At 64.3% G+C, this 20109-nt stretch carries 19 protein-coding genes; 2 read left to right on the forward strand and 17 right to left on the reverse strand.

Going from position 1 to position 20109, the window contains the following annotated elements; translation table 11 throughout:
- Nucleotides 1–692 (reverse strand): winged helix-turn-helix domain-containing protein (locus SO156_RS43470; RefSeq protein WP_498539128.1); only part of this gene is annotated, 692 nt, incomplete at its 3' end.
- Nucleotides 693–870: 178 nt separating this feature from the next.
- Between SO156_RS43470 and SO156_RS43475 the strand changes: the two genes are divergently transcribed.
- A complete protein-coding gene (locus SO156_RS43475) occupies nt 871–1347 on the forward strand; it encodes a hypothetical protein (RefSeq protein ID WP_498539129.1) in 477 nt (158 codons plus the stop codon).
- 124 nt (nt 1348–1471) lie between these two features.
- Here the strand turns inward: SO156_RS43475 and SO156_RS43480 are convergent, their stop codons facing one another.
- From SO156_RS43480 to SO156_RS43535, 12 genes are all read right to left on the reverse strand, one after another.
- The gene (locus SO156_RS43480) at nt 1472–2581 is read right to left on the reverse strand and encodes a polyamine ABC transporter substrate-binding protein (protein WP_498539130.1); all 1110 of its coding nucleotides are present in this window, start codon (nt 2579–2581) and stop codon (nt 1472–1474) included.
- Nucleotides 2582–2587: 6 nt separating this feature from the next.
- Nucleotides 2588–3769, reverse strand: a complete 1182-nt coding sequence (locus SO156_RS43485) for an aminotransferase (RefSeq protein WP_458143322.1) — start codon at nt 3767–3769, stop codon at nt 2588–2590.
- 9 nt (nt 3770–3778) lie between these two features.
- Nucleotides 3779–4105, reverse strand: coding sequence for a rhodanese-like domain-containing protein (locus tag SO156_RS43490; protein WP_458143321.1), 327 nt, complete (start codon nt 4103–4105; stop codon nt 3779–3781).
- 157 nt (nt 4106–4262) lie between these two features.
- Nucleotides 4263–6191 (reverse strand): potassium transporter Kup, encoded by a 1929-nt coding sequence (locus SO156_RS43495; RefSeq protein WP_458143319.1) that lies wholly within the window; start codon nt 6189–6191, stop codon nt 4263–4265.
- A 141-nt stretch (nt 6192–6332) separates the two neighbouring features.
- Nucleotides 6333–8231 carry a potassium transporter Kup gene (locus SO156_RS43500; RefSeq protein WP_498539131.1) on the reverse strand — a complete coding sequence of 633 codons (1899 nt, stop codon included), beginning with the start codon at nt 8229–8231 and terminating at the stop codon, nt 6333–6335.
- A gap of 169 nt (nt 8232–8400) precedes the next feature.
- The gene (locus tag SO156_RS43505; protein ID WP_458143316.1) at nt 8401–9231 is read right to left on the reverse strand and encodes a flagellar motor protein MotB; all 831 of its coding nucleotides are present in this window, start codon (nt 9229–9231) and stop codon (nt 8401–8403) included.
- A gap of 22 nt (nt 9232–9253) precedes the next feature.
- Entirely contained in the window at nt 9254–10027 is a 774-nt protein-coding gene (locus tag SO156_RS43510; protein ID WP_458143315.1) for a motility protein A, read from the reverse strand.
- A gap of 216 nt (nt 10028–10243) precedes the next feature.
- The gene (locus SO156_RS43515; protein WP_458143314.1) at nt 10244–11068 is read right to left on the reverse strand and encodes an SDR family NAD(P)-dependent oxidoreductase; all 825 of its coding nucleotides are present in this window, start codon (nt 11066–11068) and stop codon (nt 10244–10246) included.
- A gap of 13 nt (nt 11069–11081) precedes the next feature.
- Nucleotides 11082–11801 (reverse strand): RraA family protein, encoded by a 720-nt coding sequence (locus tag SO156_RS43520; RefSeq protein ID WP_498539132.1) that lies wholly within the window; start codon nt 11799–11801, stop codon nt 11082–11084.
- A 118-nt stretch (nt 11802–11919) separates the two neighbouring features.
- Nucleotides 11920–12801 carry a CDP-alcohol phosphatidyltransferase family protein gene (locus SO156_RS43525; protein ID WP_458143312.1) on the reverse strand — a complete coding sequence of 294 codons (882 nt, stop codon included), beginning with the start codon at nt 12799–12801 and terminating at the stop codon, nt 11920–11922.
- A gap of 84 nt (nt 12802–12885) precedes the next feature.
- Complete coding sequence (locus SO156_RS43530; RefSeq protein WP_458143567.1) at nt 12886–13590, reverse strand: phosphatidylserine decarboxylase; 705 nt, start codon at nt 13588–13590, stop codon at nt 12886–12888.
- 78 nt (nt 13591–13668) lie between these two features.
- Nucleotides 13669–15627, reverse strand: a complete 1959-nt coding sequence (locus SO156_RS43535) for an ABCB family ABC transporter ATP-binding protein/permease (protein WP_498539133.1) — start codon at nt 15625–15627, stop codon at nt 13669–13671.
- A gap of 202 nt (nt 15628–15829) precedes the next feature.
- Here SO156_RS43535 and SO156_RS43540 point away from each other — a divergent pair, with 202 nt between their 5' ends.
- Entirely contained in the window at nt 15830–16435 is a 606-nt protein-coding gene (locus SO156_RS43540; protein ID WP_498539134.1) for an LOG family protein, read from the forward strand.
- Nucleotides 16436–16438: 3 nt separating this feature from the next.
- Here the strand turns inward: SO156_RS43540 and SO156_RS43545 are convergent, their stop codons facing one another.
- The 4 genes from SO156_RS43545 to SO156_RS43560 form a co-directional block, all read right to left on the reverse strand.
- Entirely contained in the window at nt 16439–16816 is a 378-nt protein-coding gene (locus SO156_RS43545) for a VOC family protein (protein WP_498539135.1), read from the reverse strand.
- A gap of 108 nt (nt 16817–16924) precedes the next feature.
- Nucleotides 16925–18523: a citramalate synthase gene (gene cimA, locus SO156_RS43550; protein ID WP_498539136.1), complete on the reverse strand. Its 1599-nt coding sequence runs from the start codon at nt 18521–18523 to the stop codon at nt 16925–16927.
- Nucleotides 18520–19011: a GNAT family N-acetyltransferase gene (locus tag SO156_RS43555; protein WP_498539137.1), complete on the reverse strand. Its 492-nt coding sequence runs from the start codon at nt 19009–19011 to the stop codon at nt 18520–18522. Before SO156_RS43555 ends, cimA begins: the two co-directional genes overlap by 4 nt.
- On the reverse strand, nt 19011–20109 hold a 1099-nt coding region (locus tag SO156_RS43560), incomplete at its 5' end, for a cysteine--tRNA ligase (RefSeq protein WP_498539138.1). The genes SO156_RS43555 and SO156_RS43560, both read right to left, overlap by 1 nt.

Genomic DNA, 20109 nt, shown 5'->3' on the forward strand with positions numbered 1-20109 from the left:
GTGCTTTCGACGCCCGCGAGCGCTGGCGATCGCGGCGCAACCACGCTGATATTCTGGATCTTCGCAAAGCCGTCCGTGAGGCGACCGGTGACCTCCTCCGCCATCGCTGCGCCGCCCTGGTCGTTGCTGGCATCAACGATCGGCATCACGGCGATGCGAGGCGGCGTTCGCCGGAACAGGAGGTCCGGCTTCAGCACCGGCGCGGCCACAGCAAGCCCCATGGCGATCACACCTGTCACGGCCACTGCGGCGACCATGGCCCGCCGGCTGAAGCCGAAGATGGAGCGCTGCGAGCTCACCTGCAGCGGAACACCTTCAGCCGGCGTCGCAGGCCCGGCTTCCGCAGCCTGGGCGAGCGAAGGCTCCTCGGCGTCCGCCGTCACCTCCGCCTCTGCTTCAACCTCCGCCGTCAGCAGATAGCCGCCGCCAGAGGCGAGCTTGATCAGCTGCCGTCGCTCGTCGCCGAGGGCGGTGCGAAGCTCGCGGATGCACTGGAAGAGATTGTCCTCGCCGACATGGACGTTCGGCCAGACCGCCTCCATCAGGTCCTGCTTGCTGAGCACCCGGCCGCCGCTGGTGGCGAAAACCCGTAGCATCTCGAAGGTCTTGGGTCGGAGCTTGATCGCGACACCATCGGCCCCGCGCAGCTCCGCGCGCGGCCGGTCCAGCTCGAAGCCGGCGAAACGAAGCACGTTATCCCCCAAAGCGTCTCTCCAGCCCGCTCATATAGCGGAAGTCTGTCGAAAATGCCCGAAAAGCGGGTCTGAAACGGAAATATCAGAAACTTTCAGAAACTTGCCGACCGCTTATCAGGACACCACCCCCAGCCAATGAGAAGAGTCGTGCCGGAGACGGACTCGCGATCGCGGAATGGGGGACGAGTTGAAGAAAGATTGTTTCGTGGCGACCCGCTGCATGCGGGCCGCACTGCGGACGTCGTCGGCGCTGGTCTTGGCCTGGATGCTGCCGGCCGCGCCCTCGCGCGCCGTGTCGAATGGCACCTGGCTCGCCTCTCCCGGCAGCAACGACCATGGCACCGGCTCCAACTGGAGCGGCGGCTTTGTCCTGGCGGGCATTGCCTCCTTCAGCACCTCGAACACCACCAGCCTGTCGATTTCGGGCGCCTCGTCGGCCTACGACTGGACCTTCAATACAGGCGCCTCGAACTACACCTTTAACATCACCGGCTCGCTGGCCTTCCTTGGCGCAGGCATCACCATCAACGGTGGCAGCGCTACCATCACAAACAACGGCGTGCTCGAGTTCGACAGCGGCACAGCCGGCAACGCTCATCACCAACACCAATCAGCTGTCGTTCTTCAGGTTTTGCGCCCGTGCGTCGATTAGGCCAAACTTCATCGCAACTTAGGCGCCGCCGCTCCGGTAAACCCGCAGGTGGCGGTTCCACTGTGCATGGGGTTGTTTTGCAGAAATGACTTGCCGGGTCGATCCCGGGAAGGACCACCGCCCCTCAGCGCCCCGTCTTCACCTTGGTCCAGAGCCGGTTGATGATGCGCTGGGTGGCGGGGTCGCGGGCGGTGATGACGAAGAGCTTTGCGAGCGTCGCCTCGTCCGGATAGATGTTCCTGTCGTTCAGGATCTTTGGGTCGATCAACTTCTGGCTGGCGAGGTTGCCGTTGGCGTAGGACAGGAAGTCGGAGTTCTTCGCCGCGACATCCGGGCGGTAGAGATAGTTGATCAGTTCATAGGCTTCCGCGACGTTCTTGGCATCCGCGGGGATCGCGAGATTGTCGAAGAACATCTGCGCGCCCTCCTTCGGGATGGCATAGCCGATCTCGATGCCGCTCTTGGCTTCGGCGGCACGCGCCCTCGCCTGCATGATGTCGCCGGACCAGCCGACCACGAAGCAGATCTCGCCGGTCGCGAGCGCGCTCAGATATTCGGAAGAGTGGAACTTGCGCACGGACGGGCGAACTTTTGTCACGACATCGGCGGCCTTCTCGAGGTCGGCCTGCTTGGTCGAGTTCGGATCGAGCCCGAGATAGTTCAGCGCCGCCGGAAAGATGTCGTCGGCGGAATCGAGCATGTGCACGCCGCAGTCTTTGAACTTGGCGAGATTCTCCGGCTTGAAGACGATGTCCCAGCTATCGATCTTCGCGTCCGGCCCGAGGATCTCCCTCACCTTCTTGACGTTGTAGCCTATGCCCGTCGTGCCCCACATGTAGTTGGCTGCGAAGACGTTGCCGGGATCGTAGGTCGCAAGGTGCTGGTTCACCATCGGCCAGGCGTTGGCGAGGTTCGGCAGCTTCGACTTGTCGAGCTTCTGGAAGATGTTCGCCTTGATCTGGCGCTGCAGGAAGTAGGCCGTGGGCACCACGACGTCGTAGCCGGACTTGCCGGCCATCAGGCGCGTCTCCAGCGTCTCGTTGGCGTCGAAGGTGTCGTAGACCACCTTGATGCCGGTCTCCTTGGTGAAGGCCTCAAGGACATCCGGCGCCATGTAGTTGGACCAGTTGTAGAAGTTGACGATGCGCTCCTCGGCCCCGGCCGGAGGCGAAAGCAACGTCAGCGCGGCGATTGCAATACCGAGGCAAAACCTCGAGCGGCTGACGTTCGTCATCTTCGTCTACCTCTTGCGCCCGCGCACCGCGTCCGACAGCCGCTCCAGTGCGGTGTCGAGCGTCTCGTCCTTCTTGGCGAAGCAGAAGCGCACCACCGAGGTCACGGGATCCTGCTCGTAGAACGCCGAGACCGGGATCGCAGCCACCTTGTAGTCTTTCACGATCCGCCAGCAGAACTCGGTATCGCTCTCGTTGAGCCCGAGCGGCGACAGGTCGACGGTGAGGAAGTAGGTGCCTTGCGACTTCAGCACCGGGAAGCCGAGGCTTTCGAGCCCCTTCGTCAGACGATCCCGGCTCCGCGCCAGATCCTTGCGCATCGAGACGAAATACTCGTCCGGTTTTCCGAGGCCATAGGCGACCGCGGCCTGCAGATTGGGCGCGGTGGTGAAGGTCAGGAACTGGTGCACCTTGGCGGCGACCCGCAGCAGCGGCGGCGCCGCGCAGACGAAGCCGACTTTCCAGCCGGTGAGCGAGAAGATCTTGCCGGCCGAGCCGACCTTGATGGTGCGCTCGCGCATGCCGGGAATGGTGATCAGCGGAATGTGCTTGTGCTCGTCGAAGGTGACGTGCTCCCAGACCTCGTCGCAGATCGCAATGACGTCGAACTCCTGGCAGTAGCGCGCCAGGAGTTCGAGATCCTCGCGCGGAAAGACGACGGCGGAGGGATTCAAGGGGTTGTTGAACAGGACCGCCTTGGTCTTTGAATTGAACACGCTTTTCAGCATGTCCTCATTGAGTCGCCAGTGCGGCGGCTCGAGCCGTACGAGGCGCGGAATGCCGCCGGCCTGGCGGATGATCGGCAGGTAGGAATCATAGACCGGCTGGAAGCACACGACCTCGTCGCCGGGCTGCACCACCGCGAGGATCGCCGAGGTCAGCGCCTCCGTGCCGCCGGAGGTCACCATGACCTCGCTCATCGGATCGAGCTTCAGACCATGCCAGTGCCCGTAATGCGTCGCGATCGCCTGGCGCAGCTCTGGGATGCCCATCATCGACGGGTACTGGTTGTAGCCGTTCACGGAGGCGTCGGCCGCGGCGCGGCGGATGTCCTCAGGGCCGGGATCGTCAGGAAAACCCTGGCCGAGATTGATGGCGCTATTGTCGCGCGCAGCCTGCGACATCGCCTCGAAGATGGTGACGGGCAGGTCGGCGAAGACCTTGTTCAAGGAGGAGCTCTTGGACGTCATCGGCTTAGATCAGCCACCGACCTTGGTCGGGAGTCCTGCAGCCTTCCAGCCGAGCATGCCGCCCGCAAGATGCTTGTCGTAGGCAAGTCCCGCCGTCTGCGCGGCGAGCGACGCCGTCACCGAGCGCTTGCCGGAGCGGCAGGCGAACACGACGTCCTTGCCCTGCGGATCGGGGATTGCGTTGGGATCGAAGGTCGAGAGCGGCACGACGACCCCATAGGGGTAGGCCTCCACGGCAACTTCGTTGGGCTCACGCACGTCGACGAGCAGATAGCGCCCCTCGCTCACACCCTTGGCGACCTCGTCCGGGGTCAGATCCTGCACCTGGTTTGCCACTTCATCCTCCAGAACGGCCGCGTGTTAGGCCGGGCTGCCCCGGCCGGCGGCAACCTCGCCTCTCGGCTCGCGAAAATCAAGCGCTACAAAGGCTTGAGCGATATCCCGGAACTTAAAGCTAAATCGCAGGGCATTGAAGCGCTTTGGGATCGTCAGTCTAGATCGTCACCTGCGTACCGACCTCGACTACCCGCCCGCTCGGAATCTGGAAATAGTCGGTGGCATCGTTCGCCGAGCGGCTCAGCGAGATGAACAGGCGATCCTGCCAGCGCGGCATGCCGGAATGGGCGGCGGGCTTCAGCGCCCTGCGCGACAGGAAGAACGAGGTCGACATGATGTCGAACTGCCAGCCGAGCTTGCGGGCAATCGCCAGCGCCTTCGGCACGTTGGGCGATTCCATGAAGCCGAACTTTAGCGTCACCTTCGAGAAGGTCGGGCTGACCTGCTCCAGCTTGACGCGCTCGGACGGATCGATGCGCGGCGTCGTCGCGGTCTCGATGGTGAGAATGACATTCTTCTCATGCAACACTTTGTAGTGCTTCAGACTATGCATGAGCGCTGTCGGGGCGCTGAGCGGATCGGACGTGAGGAAAACGGCGGTGCCTGGCACCCGCTGCGGCGGCCGCTTCTCCAGCATCGCCACGAGGTCGGCGAGCGGGAACTCGAGCTTGCGCGACTTCTCGAACAAGAGCCGGCTGCCGCGCCGCCACGTGTACATCAGAAGGATCATGAGGGCGCCGAGCGCGAGCGGCACCCAGCCACCCTCGAACACCTTGAGCAGGTTCGCCGCCAGGAAGGTCAGGTCGAGGCACAGGAACGGGGCGATCAGTGCTGCGGCGGCAAGCGGCGACCATCTCCAGGCCTTCCAGATCACGACAAAACCCATCATCCCCGTGACCACCATCGTGCCGGTGACCGCGATGCCATAGGCCGACGCCAGCGCGCTGGAAGAACGGAACAAAAGCACCATGAGGATCACGGCAACCAGCAGGAGCTGATTGATGCGCGGGATGAAGATCTGGCCGGAATGTGCCTCGGAGGTATGGCGAATTTCAAATCGCGGCAGAAGCCCGAGCTGGATCGCCTGCCGCGTCAGCGAATAAGCGCCGGTGATGACGGCCTGGCTGGCGATCACGGTCGCCAAAGTGGCAAGCACGACCATGCTGCCGCGGAGCCAGCCTTGCGGAAACAGCTGGAAGAACGGGCTCACGATCGCCCCGGGATCATCCAAGACGAGAGCCCCCTGCCCCAAGTAATTCAGCGCCAGCGACGGCAGTACGATGAACAGCCAGGCGGTCTGGATCGGCCGCTTGCCGAAATGGCCGAGGTCGGCATAGAGCGCCTCGGCACCGGTGACCGCCAGGAACACCGCACCCAGCGTGACGAAGCCGATGATGCCGTGGTGGAGCATGAAGGACACCGCGTAGAGCGGATTCAGCGCGAACAGCACCTGCGGCTGCCGGATGATCGGACCGATCGCCGCCACCGCGATCACCGCGAACCAGATGCACATCACCGGACCGAAGAAGGCCGCGACGCGGGCCGTGCCGCGCGATTGCACGGCGAACAGGCAGACCAGGATCACCACGGTCAGCGGAACGATGTAGGGCTCGAACGTCAGCGTGACGTCCTTCATACCTTCGATGGCTGACAGCACCGAGACCGCCGGCGTGATCACGGCATCACCGTAGAACAGGGCGCCGGAAATGATGCCGAGCATGACGATGGTCGCCCCGCCGGTGCCGACCGCGCGCTGGGCCAGCGCCATCAGGGCGAGCGTGCCGCCCTCGCCATTATTGTCGGCCCGGAGCAGGATCACAACGTATTTCAGGGTCACCACGATGACGAGCGCCCACAGGATCAGCGAGACCACCCCCAGCACGGCTGCGATCGTCGGCGCGCCCTCCGCTCCCGATGCCGCCGTAACCGCCTCGCGGAACGCGTAAAGCGGGCTGGTGCCGATATCGCCATAGACGACGCCGATGCTGCCCAGCGTCAAGGCGCCGAAACCGGCGGTGGTGTGGGCATCCGCATGCCCATTTGCCGCCACCGTTTCCGGGGCGGGAACTGCGACTTCACTTGTCATGGGAGAGACTACTGGCCTCAAAAATGCTTCACTGCACAATGGCGGCAGAGCGCGCGGGCTTATAGTCCTGCGCTACCGGCATAGCCTAGCGCGATTTTGGGGCTTTGCCATGCAAAAATCGCATAAGCCCGCCAATTTGGGTCAAATAGTGACTTGGGTGCCGACTTCAACCACCCGTCCAGTCGGAATCTGGAAGTAATCGGTGGCGTCGTTGGCGGACCGGCTGAGCGCGATGAACATGTGGTCCTGCCACAGTGGCATCCCCGATTGCGCCGAGGCCTTCAGCGACCGGCGCGACACGAAGAACGACGTCGACATGATGTCGAACTGCCAGCCCTGCTTGCGCGCAATCGCCAGCGCCTTGGGCACGTTCGGCTGTTCCATGAAGCCGAAACGCAGCCGCACCTTGGAGAACTTGTCGCTGATTTTCTCCATCCGGAACCGCTCCGAGAGATCGACCCGCGGCGTGTGCGCGGTCTCGATGGTCAGGATCACGTTGTGCTCGTGCAGCACCTTGTTGTGCTTGAGATTGTGCAGCAGCGCGGTCGGCACGAAGGCGGGATCGCTAGTGAGGAACACTGCGGTACCCTTGACGATGTGCGGGGGCCGCTTCTCCAGGCTCCGGATCAGGTCGTCCAAGGGCACCTCGATGCGGCGGGTCTTCTGGAGCAGAATTCCCGTGCCGCGCCGCCACGTCCAAATCGTTGCGGCCATGCAGACGCCGAACAACAGCGGCACCCAGGCGCCTTCGAGCAGCTTGAGCAGATTGGCGCCAAAGAAAGTCATGTCGACCACAACGAAGGGCAGGATCACCGCCGCCGCAGTTGCGGCGCGCCAGTTCCAGAGTTTCCAGATCACGACGAAGCCCATAATGCCGTCGGCCACCATGGTGGTGGAGACCGCGATGCCATAAGCCGAGGCGAGCCCGCCGGGGGTGCGGAACAGCAGCACCAGCAGCATCACACCGATCAGCAGCAACCGGTTCACGCGCGGCAGATAGATCTGGCCGGCGTGAGACTCGGAGGTGTAGCGGACCGCGAAGCGCGGCAAGAGGCCAAGTTGTACCGCCTGATAGACCAGCGAATAAGCGCCCGTGATCACGGCCTGGCTCGCGATCACGGTCGCCGCGGTCGCAAGTCCGACCAGCGGCAGCACCAGATGCTCGGGCACCATGCGATAGAAGGAATGTTCGATCGCGCTGGGATCGGACAGCACCAGTGCGCCCTGTCCGAAATAGTTGATCAGCAGTGCGGGCAGCACGAAGAACAGCCAGGCTGATTGGATCGGTTTGCGGCCGAAATGGCCGAGATCGGCGTAGAGCGCCTCGCCGCCAGTGACCGCGAGAAAGACCGCGCCGAGGGTCACAAGCCCGATCGTGCCGTGCGTCAGCAGGAATTGCAGCGCGTAATAGGGATTGATCGCCGCCAGCACCGACGGATCGTCGGCGATGTGAACGAGGCCCATCACCGCGAGGCAGGTGAACCAGACCACCATCACCGGCCCGAAGGCGGAAGCGACCAGCGCGGTGCCCTTGCTCTGGACTGCGAACAGCACCACGAGGATGAAGACGGTGAGCGGCACGACGTAGTGCTCGAAGGCAGGCGTCGCAAGCTTCAGACCGTCGACGGCCGACAACACCGAGATCGCCGGCGTGATCATGGAATCGCCGATGAACATGGAGGCGCCTACGACGCCGAGCGCCAGCAGGAACCAGCTTCGACGCCCCAGCGCACGCTGGCCGAGCGCCATCAGCGAAAGCGTGCCACCCTCGCCGTTGTTGTCGGCGCGCAGCAGCAGCAGGACATATTTGGCGGTAACGACGATCAGGAGCGCCCACAGGATCAGCGAGAGCACACCGAGCACGATGATCCGCGTGACCGGCTCGCCATGGGCCGCACCCCTGACCGCCTCGTGGAATGCGTAGAGCGGCGAGGTGCCGATATCGCCGAAGACCACGCCGATGCTTCCGAGCGTCAGGGCCCAAAAGCCCGCATGGGCCGTCGCCTCCTGGCCTTCAGTCGTGGTGATGCTCGCGGTCATGAGGGTGGAAAACGCTTTTTCCCAGGAATTGATCCGGCGCCTTCTGACGCTTCCTGCACGCCTGTCAATCGCTCCAACATAGCAGGCACCGGCGCGGATGCTGTGACGGCGCAGCCACGTTCGTCGCCGCGCGACGACATGCCTCAGGTAAGATGGTAACGCAAGGGAGTTACGGCTTCAGATTCGGCGGCAGCGGCGGATCTTCGCGCATCAGGGTGATGGTCACTCGGCGATTGGCGGCCAGGGACGGATCGTCAGGAAACAGCGGCTGGGTGTCCGCCTTGCCGGAGACGGCGAAGATGTGCGAGGGCGGCAGCCCCTCCCGCTCGAGGATCTGGCGTACCGCATTGGCACGGTCGGCCGAGAGGTCGAATGCGCCGTAGTCGCTGCGGCTCGGCACGAAGCCCGCGGCGGTATGGCCGACGATGGAGACGCGCAGCGGCGTCGCCTTGAGCGGGACCGCCAGCTTCTCGATCAGGCGGCGGGTGCGGTCGTAGGGCACCTTGGAGCCGTCGGCAAACATCGAGCGGCCATCCTGGTCGACGATCTCGAGATTGAGGCCCTGCTTGGTCTCCTCGAACATGATGTGCTTGGACATCTCGGTGAGCTCGGGCAGATCCTGGAGCGCCTGGCGGAGCGAGGCCGCGGCAAGCGCGAAGTCGCGATCGACCTTGATCTTCGCGCCCGAGGTGCGGTCGCGATCCTGCTGATCCGGAGTCGGCGTGTTGGAGGCTTCCTCGGGCTCGATGTGGTCGACGTTTTTCAGCTTGGGACGGGTGGGCAGGCCGTCGGATTCGATGATGCCGGCATAGCGCGCCTCGCTCTGGATGCCGAAGGCGTCGCGCATGGAGCCTGCGACGATCTTGAGCTTGTTGGCGTCCTGCGTGGAGAACGCGACGAGCATCACGAAGAAGCTCATCATCAGGCCCATCAGGTCGGCGAAGGTCACGAACCAGCCGTGACCGCCTCCGTGTGCATCGCCGCGCTTCTTCTTGGCCATGTCCTAAACCCGGCGTGGCTGATCAGGCCGGCACCGGCTCGCCCTCGGCATGGCGATGCTTCTCCGGCAGGTAAGCCAGCAACATTTCGCGCACCAGGGTCGGGCTCTTTGAGTCGCGGATCATCAGGATGCCGTCGATGATCAGCGTGCGGTTGGTCTCCTCGTCGAGCAGCTTGCCGTGCAGCTTGTCGGCGATCGGCAGACAGAACAGGTTCGCGACCAGCGCGCCGTAGAGCGTGGCGAGCAGCGCGGTCGCCATGAACGGGCCGAGCTTGGAGGGGTCGGTCATGTTGGCGAACATCTGCACCATGCCGATCAGGGTGCCGATCATGCCGAAGGCCGGGGCGCAGTCGCCGATGGCGCGGTAGATCTTGCTGCCCTCGTCCAGATGCATGAGGAAGTTGTCGCGATCACGCTCGAGATTGTCGCGGATGAAGTCGAGGTCGTAACCGTCGGCGACGTAGCGAATGCCCTTGGCGAGGAACGGCTCGTCGGTCTCGACCTTTTCCAGGCCCACCGGGCCCTGCTTGCGGGCGATCTCGGCGATGCGGGCGAGCTCGTCGACGAGATCGTGCGCCGACAGCCGGCTCATGGTGAAGGCGAACTTGGCGCCGAGCGGAAGGCCGTGCATCAGCGCGCTGAGCGGAAAGCGGATCATGGTGGCGGAGATCGAACCGCCGAAGATGATGATCATCGCATGTTCGGAGATGAACATGTGGAGATCGCCACCCATGATCATCATCACCGAGATGACGATGAGGCCGGCCACGAGCCCAACGCCCGTCATGATATCCATGGGAGACTCCAACCGCACGCCACACACCGGCCGTCCTGGCCGGCGGCGCAGCCCAACCCCGAACCGCGTGGGAGGAACCCTAAAGAGCTGCCATTAAAGACGCGTAAAGGTTAAGTGCGGCCTGCCTCGATCGGGCCACATCGCAGGGTTCATCGCGCGAGCGAATTGCCGCGCCGCGATAGCGATCTCAAGATTTCGCTAACCATAATTGGCGAGCTATCCCGACAGCCCCGTCAGCTTCAGGCTGAGCGCGCGCAGGCGCTTGCGTGCCTCCGCGTCGTAAGCCTGCGGATTGGCGCGTGCCTCGTTCATGCCGTTGAAGAACCGGCCACTCTTGCCTGCGACGTCGTCACCGCTCACAAGGTGCAGGATCGCGTCGCCGCCCTGCTCCACCGTTGAGATCGGCGTGATGCCTCCGGCGCGCACCATCGTGGTGTTCATGTAGGTCGCCGGATGCAGGGAATTCACGGTGATGCCTCTGACCCTCTGCTCCTCCGCGAAATCGATGGTGAACATGATCTGCGCGAGCTTGCTCTGCGCATAGGCCCGCGAGCCGTTGTAGCCTTTCGTGATCATCACATCGTCGAAATCGATCGGATGCTGGCCGAGCGAAGCAACGTTCACGATCCGCGAAGGTGCTGCAGCCTCCAGCGGCGGCAGCAGGAGGTGCGCGAGAAGGAAACCGGAGAGATAGTTCACGGCGAAACGCAGCTCGTAGCCGTCTGCACTCTCCTGCCGTTGCGGTCCGCCCGTCTGCGAGCCGATGCCGGCATTGCTGATGAAGACGTCGAGACGCCGATGATTAACGGCCACAGCCGCCGCGAGCTCCTGCGTGCCCGCCATCGACGACAGGTCGGCTCGGTAGAAGGTCGGCGCAGCGTGGCCGGCCTTCACGATCTCGTCGATCAGCGTTTTCGCACGCGCGGCGTCGCGCCCATGGATGAGGACTTTCGCGCCCTCGGCGGCGAGACGGCTTGCGACATAGCGACCGACCCCGTCGGTCGAGCCCGTGATCAGCACCGTCTTGCCGCGCATGTCCATGGCTCACTCCATGCTAGTGAATCTCCGCCGAGCGCTTCAGCGCGGCCTTCAGCTTCTCCAGCGAGAAGTCGGGGCTGCGCGCGATCTCCAGGATCGGCGTTTCGCGGCGGCCACAGAGCTCGGCGGCCTCCGGCAGTTTTGCTGCGACATCGAGCGGGATCACGATCGCGCCATGCCGGTCGGCGTGGATCAGATCGTCGGACTTCACGGTCATGCCGGCGACCCTCACCTCGCCGCCAAAGCTTTCGGCATGCACCCAGGCATGCGATGGTCCGATCGAGCCGGCGAGCGCCTGAAAGCCCGGTGCCCATTGCGGAATATCGCGGATCGAGCCGTCGGTGACGACACCGAGGCAGCCGAGCGCCTTGTGCACGTTGCTCTGTACTTCGCCCCAGAACGCCCCGTAGCCGACGTCGGGGCCGTCGATGTCCTGGATCACCGAGATGCGCGGGCCATGGCCGGTGCCGACATACTCGTAATACTCGATGCGGCGCTTGGCCTGCTCTTCGGCAGGAAGCGAGGATTTCAGCACCGAGCGGATCGCGACCGTGCGCGCATAGCCGACGATCGGCGGCAGATCGGGAAACGGGCAGACCAGCGGCTTGGTAGTGAAACCGATCAGCCGCCGCTCGGGCGCCACGATCTCCATGGCGTTGCAGATCGTGGGCGTGTCGTAGCGGCCAAGCGCTTCGAGGACGGATGCAGGCAGCGGCCCGGTTGCGGATGTCGTCACGGCGTTCTCTCCCCTGTTGGCTGCGGCTGTTCGCAAGCCGCAGACCCAACGCGATATAGCCGAGATCGGGCGTCAACCCAACGCGCGCACCTTCATGGCTGATATCCGTACGCGCGGCTTAATGCAGCCGCTCGGGCCGGTCGTCGTGCGGGGGTTCCGGCAGGTTCGGCGACAGCGTCGACGCGGGTCCGGGCGGCGTGACGCCAACCGGCGCGGGTGAGGCCGCGGCGAATGCGCGCGCCTGCTTCTGATAGGACCTCCAGCCCAATGGCAGGGCCAGGAGATAAAGCACCGAGCCAGCCAGCAGGATGTACCAGGGATAGCTGATCAGGAGCGCGATGAAGAAGACCACGCCGACGAACATCGGCAGCACCAGCTCCGGCGGCACGCGCATGCGCACCGACTTGCCGGAGAACACCGGCAGCCGCGACACCATCAGGAAGGCGATCAGCAGCGTGTAGCCTGCCGTCACTGCTGCGGGCCAGCGCCCGAGATCCAGGAACGCCGCATAGATCGGCAGCAGCACGGTAATCGCACCGGCGGGCGCCGGTATGCCAGTAAAATAGTTTGACGCGAAAGGCGGCTTGTTGGGATCGTCCAAGGTGGCGTTGAAGCGCGCCAGCCTCAAGCCCATTGAGATCGCGAACACCATGGCCGCGATCCAGCCCGCGTTGCGCAGCTCATGGAGCTGCCAGAAATACAGCATCAGACCGGGCGCCACGCCGAAATTGACGAAGTCGGCGAGGCTGTCGAGCTCGGCGCCGAATTTCGACTGGCCCTTGATCAGCCGCGCGATGCGGCCGTCGATGCCGTCGAGCGCCGCGGCGAACACGATCGCATAGACGGCAAGCGTCATCCGCCCTTCGATCGAGAGCCGGATCGAGGTCAATCCGGCGCAGATCGCCAGCAGCGTGATGACGTTGGGCACCAGCATCCGCACCGGAATCGGGCGAAAGCGCCGGCGGCGCACGTCAGGGTTCTTGAAGTCGTAGGGCGTCATGGCTTTGGCCTCGCTTCCCCGAGATATAGCAAGCCGCCCCGCCTCCCGCCAATGCGCTCGAGGGACCTTTCGCCGATGTAATAGTTAACTGGCGCGATAGGATCGGACGGTGTCCTCTGCGACGATATCGGCCAGAATCGTCTCGCCGGCGATCGCGGTCTGGCCTTCCGAGACCAGCGCCCGGGTGCCGAGCGGCAGATAGACGTCGAGCCGCGAGCCGAAGCGGATCAGGCCGAACCGCTCGCCGGCGCCGATCGACTGGCCCTCCTTGACGAAGCAGACGATGCGCTTGGCGATGAGGCCAGCGATCTGGACGACGCCAATCCGGCCCTGCGCCGAGGAGATCACCAGCGAGTTACGCTCATTGTCCTCGCTCGCCTTGTCGAGCTCGGCATTGATGAACAAGCCAGGCCGGTAGGCGATGCGGTCGATCCGTCCCGCAATCGGAGCGCGATTCACATGGCAGTTGAACACGCTCATGAAGATCGAGACCCGCGGCAGTGGCCGGTCGCCGAGCCCGAGTTCGGCCGGCGGCAGCGCCATCGTGATCATCGAGACCCGCCCATCGGCCGGCGAGACCACGAGCCCCTCGCGCACCGGCGTCACCCTGACAGGGTCGCGGAAGAACAGCGCACACCACACCGTGAGAATGGTGCCGATCCACCCCAGGGGCGACCAGAGCCAGAACAGGAAGAAGCTCACCGCCGCGAAGATGCCGATGAAGGGATAGCCCTCCTTGTGGATCGGCGGGATCTGCCGTTGGATCGAATCGAGAATGGACATCGCTATCTGCCGCCTGGGGTTGATGGCGCGCGGTCACCTCGCGCGCGGGAGAGGTTTAGGCCAGAGTTGGGACCATAGACAAGGTCACTCGGCGGCCGCCGGTGTGGTGAGGACGTCATCGACCGGCGGCGGCTCGCGGTTCGGCGCCTCGCTGGACTCGGCGATCTTGGCGAGCTTTTCGCGCGCGGCCTGCGCCTCGCGCTGCCTGTTCCACATGCTGGCATAGAGCCCGCCGAACGCCAGCAGGCTGGCATGCGTCCCCCGCTCCGCGATGCGGCCCTGGTCGAGCACGATGATCTCGTCGGCGCTGACGATGGTCGAGAGCCGGTGCGCGATCACCAGCGAGGTGCGATTCTTCGAGACGCGATCGAGCGCGCCCTGTATCTCGTGCTCGGTATGGCTGTCGAGCGCCGAGGTCGCCTCGTCCAGCACCAGGATCGGCGGCGCCTTCAGCACGGTGCGCGCGATCGCCACGCGCTGCTTCTCGCCGCCGGAAAGCTTCAAGCCGCGCTCGCCGACCTGGGTCTCATAGCCCTTTGGCGCCATGCGGATGAAATTGTCGATCTGCGCGAGCCGCGCCGCCTGCTCGACGTCCGCATCGCTCGCGTCCCAGCGGCCGTAGCGGATGTTGTAGCGGATGGTGTCGTTGAACAGCACGGTGTCCTGCGGCACCATGCCGATGGAGGCGCGCAGCGAGCCCTGGGTGACGTCGCGGATGTCCTGGCCGTCGATCAGGATCTTGCCGCCGGAGACGTCGTAGAGGCGGAACAGGAGGCGCGAGATCGTCGACTTGCCAGCCCCTGATGGCCCGACGATCGCGACGGTCTTGCCGGCCGGCACCTCGAAGCTGATGCCTTTGAGGATCGGCCGCGCCGTCTCATAGGCAAAGCGCACGTCCTCGAAGCGGACCGAGCCTGCAGACACCACCAGCGGCTTGGCGTCCGGGGCGTCCTTGATCTCGGCCTCGCGCGACAGCACGTTGAACATCTTCTCGATGTCGATGATCGCCTGCTTGATCTCGCGATAGACCATACCCATGAAGTTCAGGGGCTGGTAGAGCTGGATCATCATGGCGTTGACCAGCACGAAATCGCCGACCGTGTTGCGCCCGCTTCGTACGCCGATCGCGCACATCAGCATGGTCGCGGTGAGCCCGAGCGTGAAGATCACGGCTTGCCCTGTGTTGAGCACCGCTAGCGAGGTGTAGGTCTTGACGCTCGCCTCCTCGTAGCGCTCGACTGACCTGTCGTAGCGCTGCGCCTCGCGCGCCTCGGCGCCGAAATATTTCACGGTCTCGTAGTTGAGCAGCGAGTCGATCGCCTTGGTGTTCGCCTCGGTGTCGGAATCATTCATCTTGCGGCGGATGCCGATCCGCCATTCGGTCGCGATGTAGGTGTAGTACATGTAGATCACGACGGTGATCAGGGTCGCGACTACGTAGCGCCAGTCGAACTGCCAGAACAGCACGCCCATCAGCAGCGACACCTCGACGATGGTCGGGATGAGCTGAAGGATCACCATGCGCACGATCACCTCGATGCCCTCGCGGCCGCGCTCCAGGACGCGCGTCAGCCCGCCGGTCTTGCGCTCGAGGTGAAAGCGCAGCGACAATTCGTGCATGTGGATGAAGGTGATGGTCGCGAGCTTGCGCACCGCGTGCATGGCGACGCGGGCAAAGATGCCGTCGCGCCACTGCGTCAGCACCGCCATCAGGATACGCGTCGCGCCGTAGCTTGCGGTGAGGACCAGTGGCGAAGCGATCACCCAGAGATGCCAGTTGGAGGCTTCCACGGGCGCCGTGTTTGCGCCGGTCAGCGCATCGGTGGCCCATTTGAAGGTGAACGGCACCGACAGCGTGATGAGCTTGGCGATGAGCAGCAGCACCATCGACCAGACCACGCGCATCTTCAGGTCGAAGCGGTCGCTCGGCCAGATATAGGGCCACAGATGTGCCAGCGTTCCGGCGAGGGTCGCCCGCTCCGCGGAGTTACGCGCGGCATCAAGGACGTCGCCGCCGGCGGGGGACGAATGAGGGTGAGCCATAGACAGCCTTGGAACGCCCGCCGGTTGCGAGCCCGTTTGCGATTAGCCGATTTCGTCTGTCATATAGAGGCTTCGGGCCGGCCGCGCACCCCGCCAGACGGCTATTCTCGATTGTTTGTCGTGATTTACCGGTAGACTCACGGGGGCTTGCGAATCACCGATTGGACTTGACGCCCTTTCGCTGCAATGCATCATGGGTTCAATGAGCACTATCAAAACCGTCTGTGTCTATTGCGGCTCCGGCCCAGGAACCAATCCCCGTTTCATCGAAAGCGCCAAGGCGCTCGGCAAGGCGCTCGCCGAGAACAACGTCCGGCTCGTCTATGGCGGCGGCTCGGTCGGCATGATGGGCGCAGTCGCGACCTCCGTGCTCGATCACGGCGGCACCGTCACCGGCATCATCCCTGATTTCCTCCGGATGCGCGAGAACGCGCTGACCCGCGTGCAGGAGATGGTCGTCACGCCCGACATGCACGAGCGCAAGCGGCTGATGTTCGAACGCTCCGACGCCTTCGTGGCGATGCCGGGCGGCGTCGGTACGCTCGAAGAGCTGGTCGAGCAACTCACCTGGAAGCAGCTTGGCCGTCATGCCAAGCCTGTGCTGCTCGCCAATATCGACAATTTCTGGGAGCCGCTGTTCTCGCTGTTGTCGCACATGCGCCAGACGGAATTCATCCGCGCCAGTTTCAACGTCGACGTCCTCAAGGCCGACCACGTCGAGGATATCATGCCGATGCTGAAGTCGGCCGCGGCGCAAGTCGCCGAGGCGGAGAAGAACCTCGCGCCCGAGGTTGCTCGGAAGCTCTAACCTCTATTCGCTCGGAAACGTCACCGCCTCGATGCGATTGCCGTCGGGATCGGTGACGAAGGCCGCGTAATAGCGCACGCGGTCGTGCGGGCGGAGGCCCGGCGCACCGTCGGAGGCGCCGCCTGCCGCAAGCGCCGCGGCATGAAACGCATCGATTTCCGCAGTCGTCTTCGCCCGCAGGCAGATGTGGACACCGCTCCCCGGTGCTACGGGCGGCATGCCGGCGCGATAGTTGATCCAGAATTCCGGATAGGCCTTGCCGAAACCGACCGTCCCCGGCCGCGTGACGAGCCGCGTGAGCCCGAGTGTTGCGAGCATGGCCTCGTAGAATTTTGCGGAGCGATCGAGATCGCTGACTCCGACGGAGATGTGATCGATCATTTTGCGCTTCTCTCTCCCTGTCATTCCGGGGCGCGCATCGCGCGAACCCGGAATCTCGAGATTCCGGGTTCGATGCTAACGCATCGCCCCGGAATGACAGCGCCAGCCTTACGCCGGCGCGCCTGATTTCACGAGCTTGTAGATCACCGAATCCATCAGCGCCTGGAACGAGGCGTCGATGATGTTGGGCGACACGCCGACCGTGGTCCAGCTATCGCCGTTCTCATCCTCGCTCTCGATCAGCACGCGCGTCACCGCGCCGGTACCGCCATTGAGGATACGCACGCGGTAGTCGATCAGCTTCAGGCCTTCGATGTATTTCTGGTATTTGCCGAGGTCCTTGCGCAAGGCAACGTCGAGCGCGTTGACGGGGCCGTTGCCTTCTGCCGCGGAGATCAGGTGCTCGCCGGCGACGTCGACCTTGACCACCGCCAGCGCGACAGTGACGCGCTCACCGAGCGCGTTGTAGCGCTGCTCGACATTGACGTCGAACTGCTCGACCTCGAAATAGTGCGGCACCTTGCCGAGCGTGCGGCGCGCCAGGAGTTCGAACGACGCATTGGCAGACTCATAGGCGTAACCCAGGGCCTCGCGCTCCTTCAGCTCCTCGACGAGGCGCGTCAGCTTGGGATCGCTTTTCTCGTAGGCGATGCCGGCGCGGTCGAGTTCGGCGATCACGTTGGAGCGCCCGGCCTGGTCGGACACCAGCACCTTGCGATGATTGCCGACGGCTTCCGGCGCCACGTGCTCATAGGTCTGCGGGTCCTTCAGCACGGCGGAGGCATGGATGCCGGTCTTGGTAACGAAGGCGCTCTCGCCGACATAAGGCGCGTGCCGGTTCGGCGCACGGTTGAGCATGTCGTCGAGCGTGCGCGAGACCTTGACGAGGCTTGCAAGTTTCTCGCCCGTCACGCCGATCTCGAAGATATCAGCAAATTCCTGCTTCAACTTCAGCGTCGGGATCAGGGAACAGAGATTGGCGTTGCCGCAGCGTTCCCCGAGCCCATTGAGCGTACCCTGAATCTGCCGCGCGCCGGCACGCACGGCCGCGAGCGAGTTCGCCACCGCTTGCTCGGTGTCGTTATGGGCGTGGATACCGACGTGATCGCCGGGGATGTGCTTGATCACCTCAGTGACGATGCTCTCGACCTCGTTCGGCATGGTGCCGCCATTGGTGTCGCAGAGCACAACCCAGCGCGCGCCGGCCTCATAGGCTGCCTTGGCGCAGGCGAGCGCGAAGGCCGCGTCTTCCTTGTAACCGTCAAAGAAATGTTCGCAATCGAGCATCACCTCACGGCCGGCCTTCTTCGCGGCGCTGACGCTGTCGTGGATCGAGGCGAGGTTTTCCTCCTTCGTGGTCTCGAGCGCGACGCGCACCTGGTAGGCGGAGGATTTTGCGACGAAGCAGATCGCATCGGCCTTCGCCTCCAGCAGCGCGGCAACACCGGGATCGTTGGAGACCGACCGCCCCGCCCGCCGCGTCATACCGAACGCGGTAAAGCAAGCGTGCTCGAACTTCGGCTTCCCGGCGAAGAATTCCGTATCTTGCGGATTCGCGCCGGGATAGCCGCCCTCGACATAGTCGATGCCGAGCTCGTCCAGCATCTGCGCAATGACCTGTTTGTCGGCCAGCGTGAAGTCGACGCCATTGGTCTGCGCGCCATCGCGCAGCGTGGTGTCGAAGAGATACAGGCGCTCCTTGCTCATTGTGGCGCTCCGAGCGTCTTCTTCATGGTGGTGTTGGCGAGCCATTCGTCGTTGATGGTGACGCTGTTGCGCTGCTGGGCGGTGTAGCCGCGCTTGGCGAAGAAGCCCTGCGCGGTGTCGCTGGCATCGACCGTCAGGCTCGTGGCACCGCGGCCGCCGGCAAGCTTCTCCAGCGCATCGACCAGCAGGGTCGCGATGCCCTGCCCGCCCACGGCCGGATGCACATAGAGCATGCGGATGTGATCATTGCCGCGCAGCGAGGCAAAGCCGACGGGCGAGCCGTCCAGCGTTGCGACCAGCGTCAGGTCGGAGGCGAGGCGGCGGCCGAACTCGTCGTCCTCCGCTGCCCCCATCCAGGCTGCTTGCTGCGCTTCGCTGTAGTCGTCGCCGGTCAATTCCTCGATCGCTGATGCGAAGATCGCGGCAAGGACCGGCAGGTCGGCCGGCAGGAATGGCCGCAGCGCGGGCTTGGGAAGTGCTCGGGCCATCACGCGAGCTCCCACGTCGTCACCGGCTTGCCGTCGGCGTCCTTGCCGTCCTTGAGCACGACGCCCTTGGCGGCGAGCTCGTCGCGGATGCGGTCGGATTCCTTGAAGTCCTTGCGCGCCCGCGCTGCTGTGCGCTCCGCGATCAAACGATCGATCTCGCCCGCATCGACGCCGCTTGCCTGCCGCTTCCGTCCCTCCCACTGCGCCGCGCTTTCGGAGAGGAAGCCGAGCAGCCGCAGCGACGCCGCCAAGCCGTCGGCATCGGAATTGTTGCGCAGACCATGCAGCGCCGCGATCGTCTGCGGCGTGTTGAGGTCGTCCAGCAACGGCTCGATCACCGATGCAGCCGGCTTGCCTGCCGGACTGTCCGCGGCAACGCGATACCAGTCGTCGAGCGTCTTGCCGCTCTCCTCCAGCGACTTCAAGGTCCAGTCCATCGGCGAGCGGTAATGCGTCTTAAGCATGTTCAGGCGCAGCACCTCACCGGGCCAGTCCGCAAGCAGGTCACGGATGGTGATGAAGTTGCCGAGGCTCTTCGACATCTTCTCGCTCTCGACCTGCAGGAAGCCGTTGTGCATCCAGTAGTTCGCCATGCGCGACTGGTGGAACGCGCAGCAGGTCTGCGCGACCTCGTTCTCGTGATGCGGAAACACGAGATCGATGCCGCCGCCGTGAATGTCGAAATGCGTGCCGAGATGCTTCCAGGCCATCGCCGAGCACTCGATGTGCCAGCCCGGACGCCCCTCTGCCTTGATGCCGGCCGGCGACGGCCATGACGGTTCGCCGGGCTTTGACGGCTTCCAAAGCACGAAGTCCGTGTTGCCTCGCTTGTAGGGCGCAACATCGACACGGGCACCGGCGACCATCTCGTCCAGCGAGCGATTGGACAGCGCGCCATAGCGCGGCAGCTCGGAATCAGCCGCGTTCATCGCCTGCGGCGAGAACAGCACGTGGTCCTCGGCGACATAGGCAAAGCCGCCGGCGACGAGTTTCTCGATGATCTCGCGCATCTCGCCGATATGCTCGGTCGCGCGCGGCTCGACGCTCGGCCGCAAGCTCCCGAGCGCGTCGACGTCGGCGTGAAACTGCCGGCCCGTC

It is taken from the genome of Bradyrhizobium sp. UFLA05-125, from assembly GCF_059803515.1.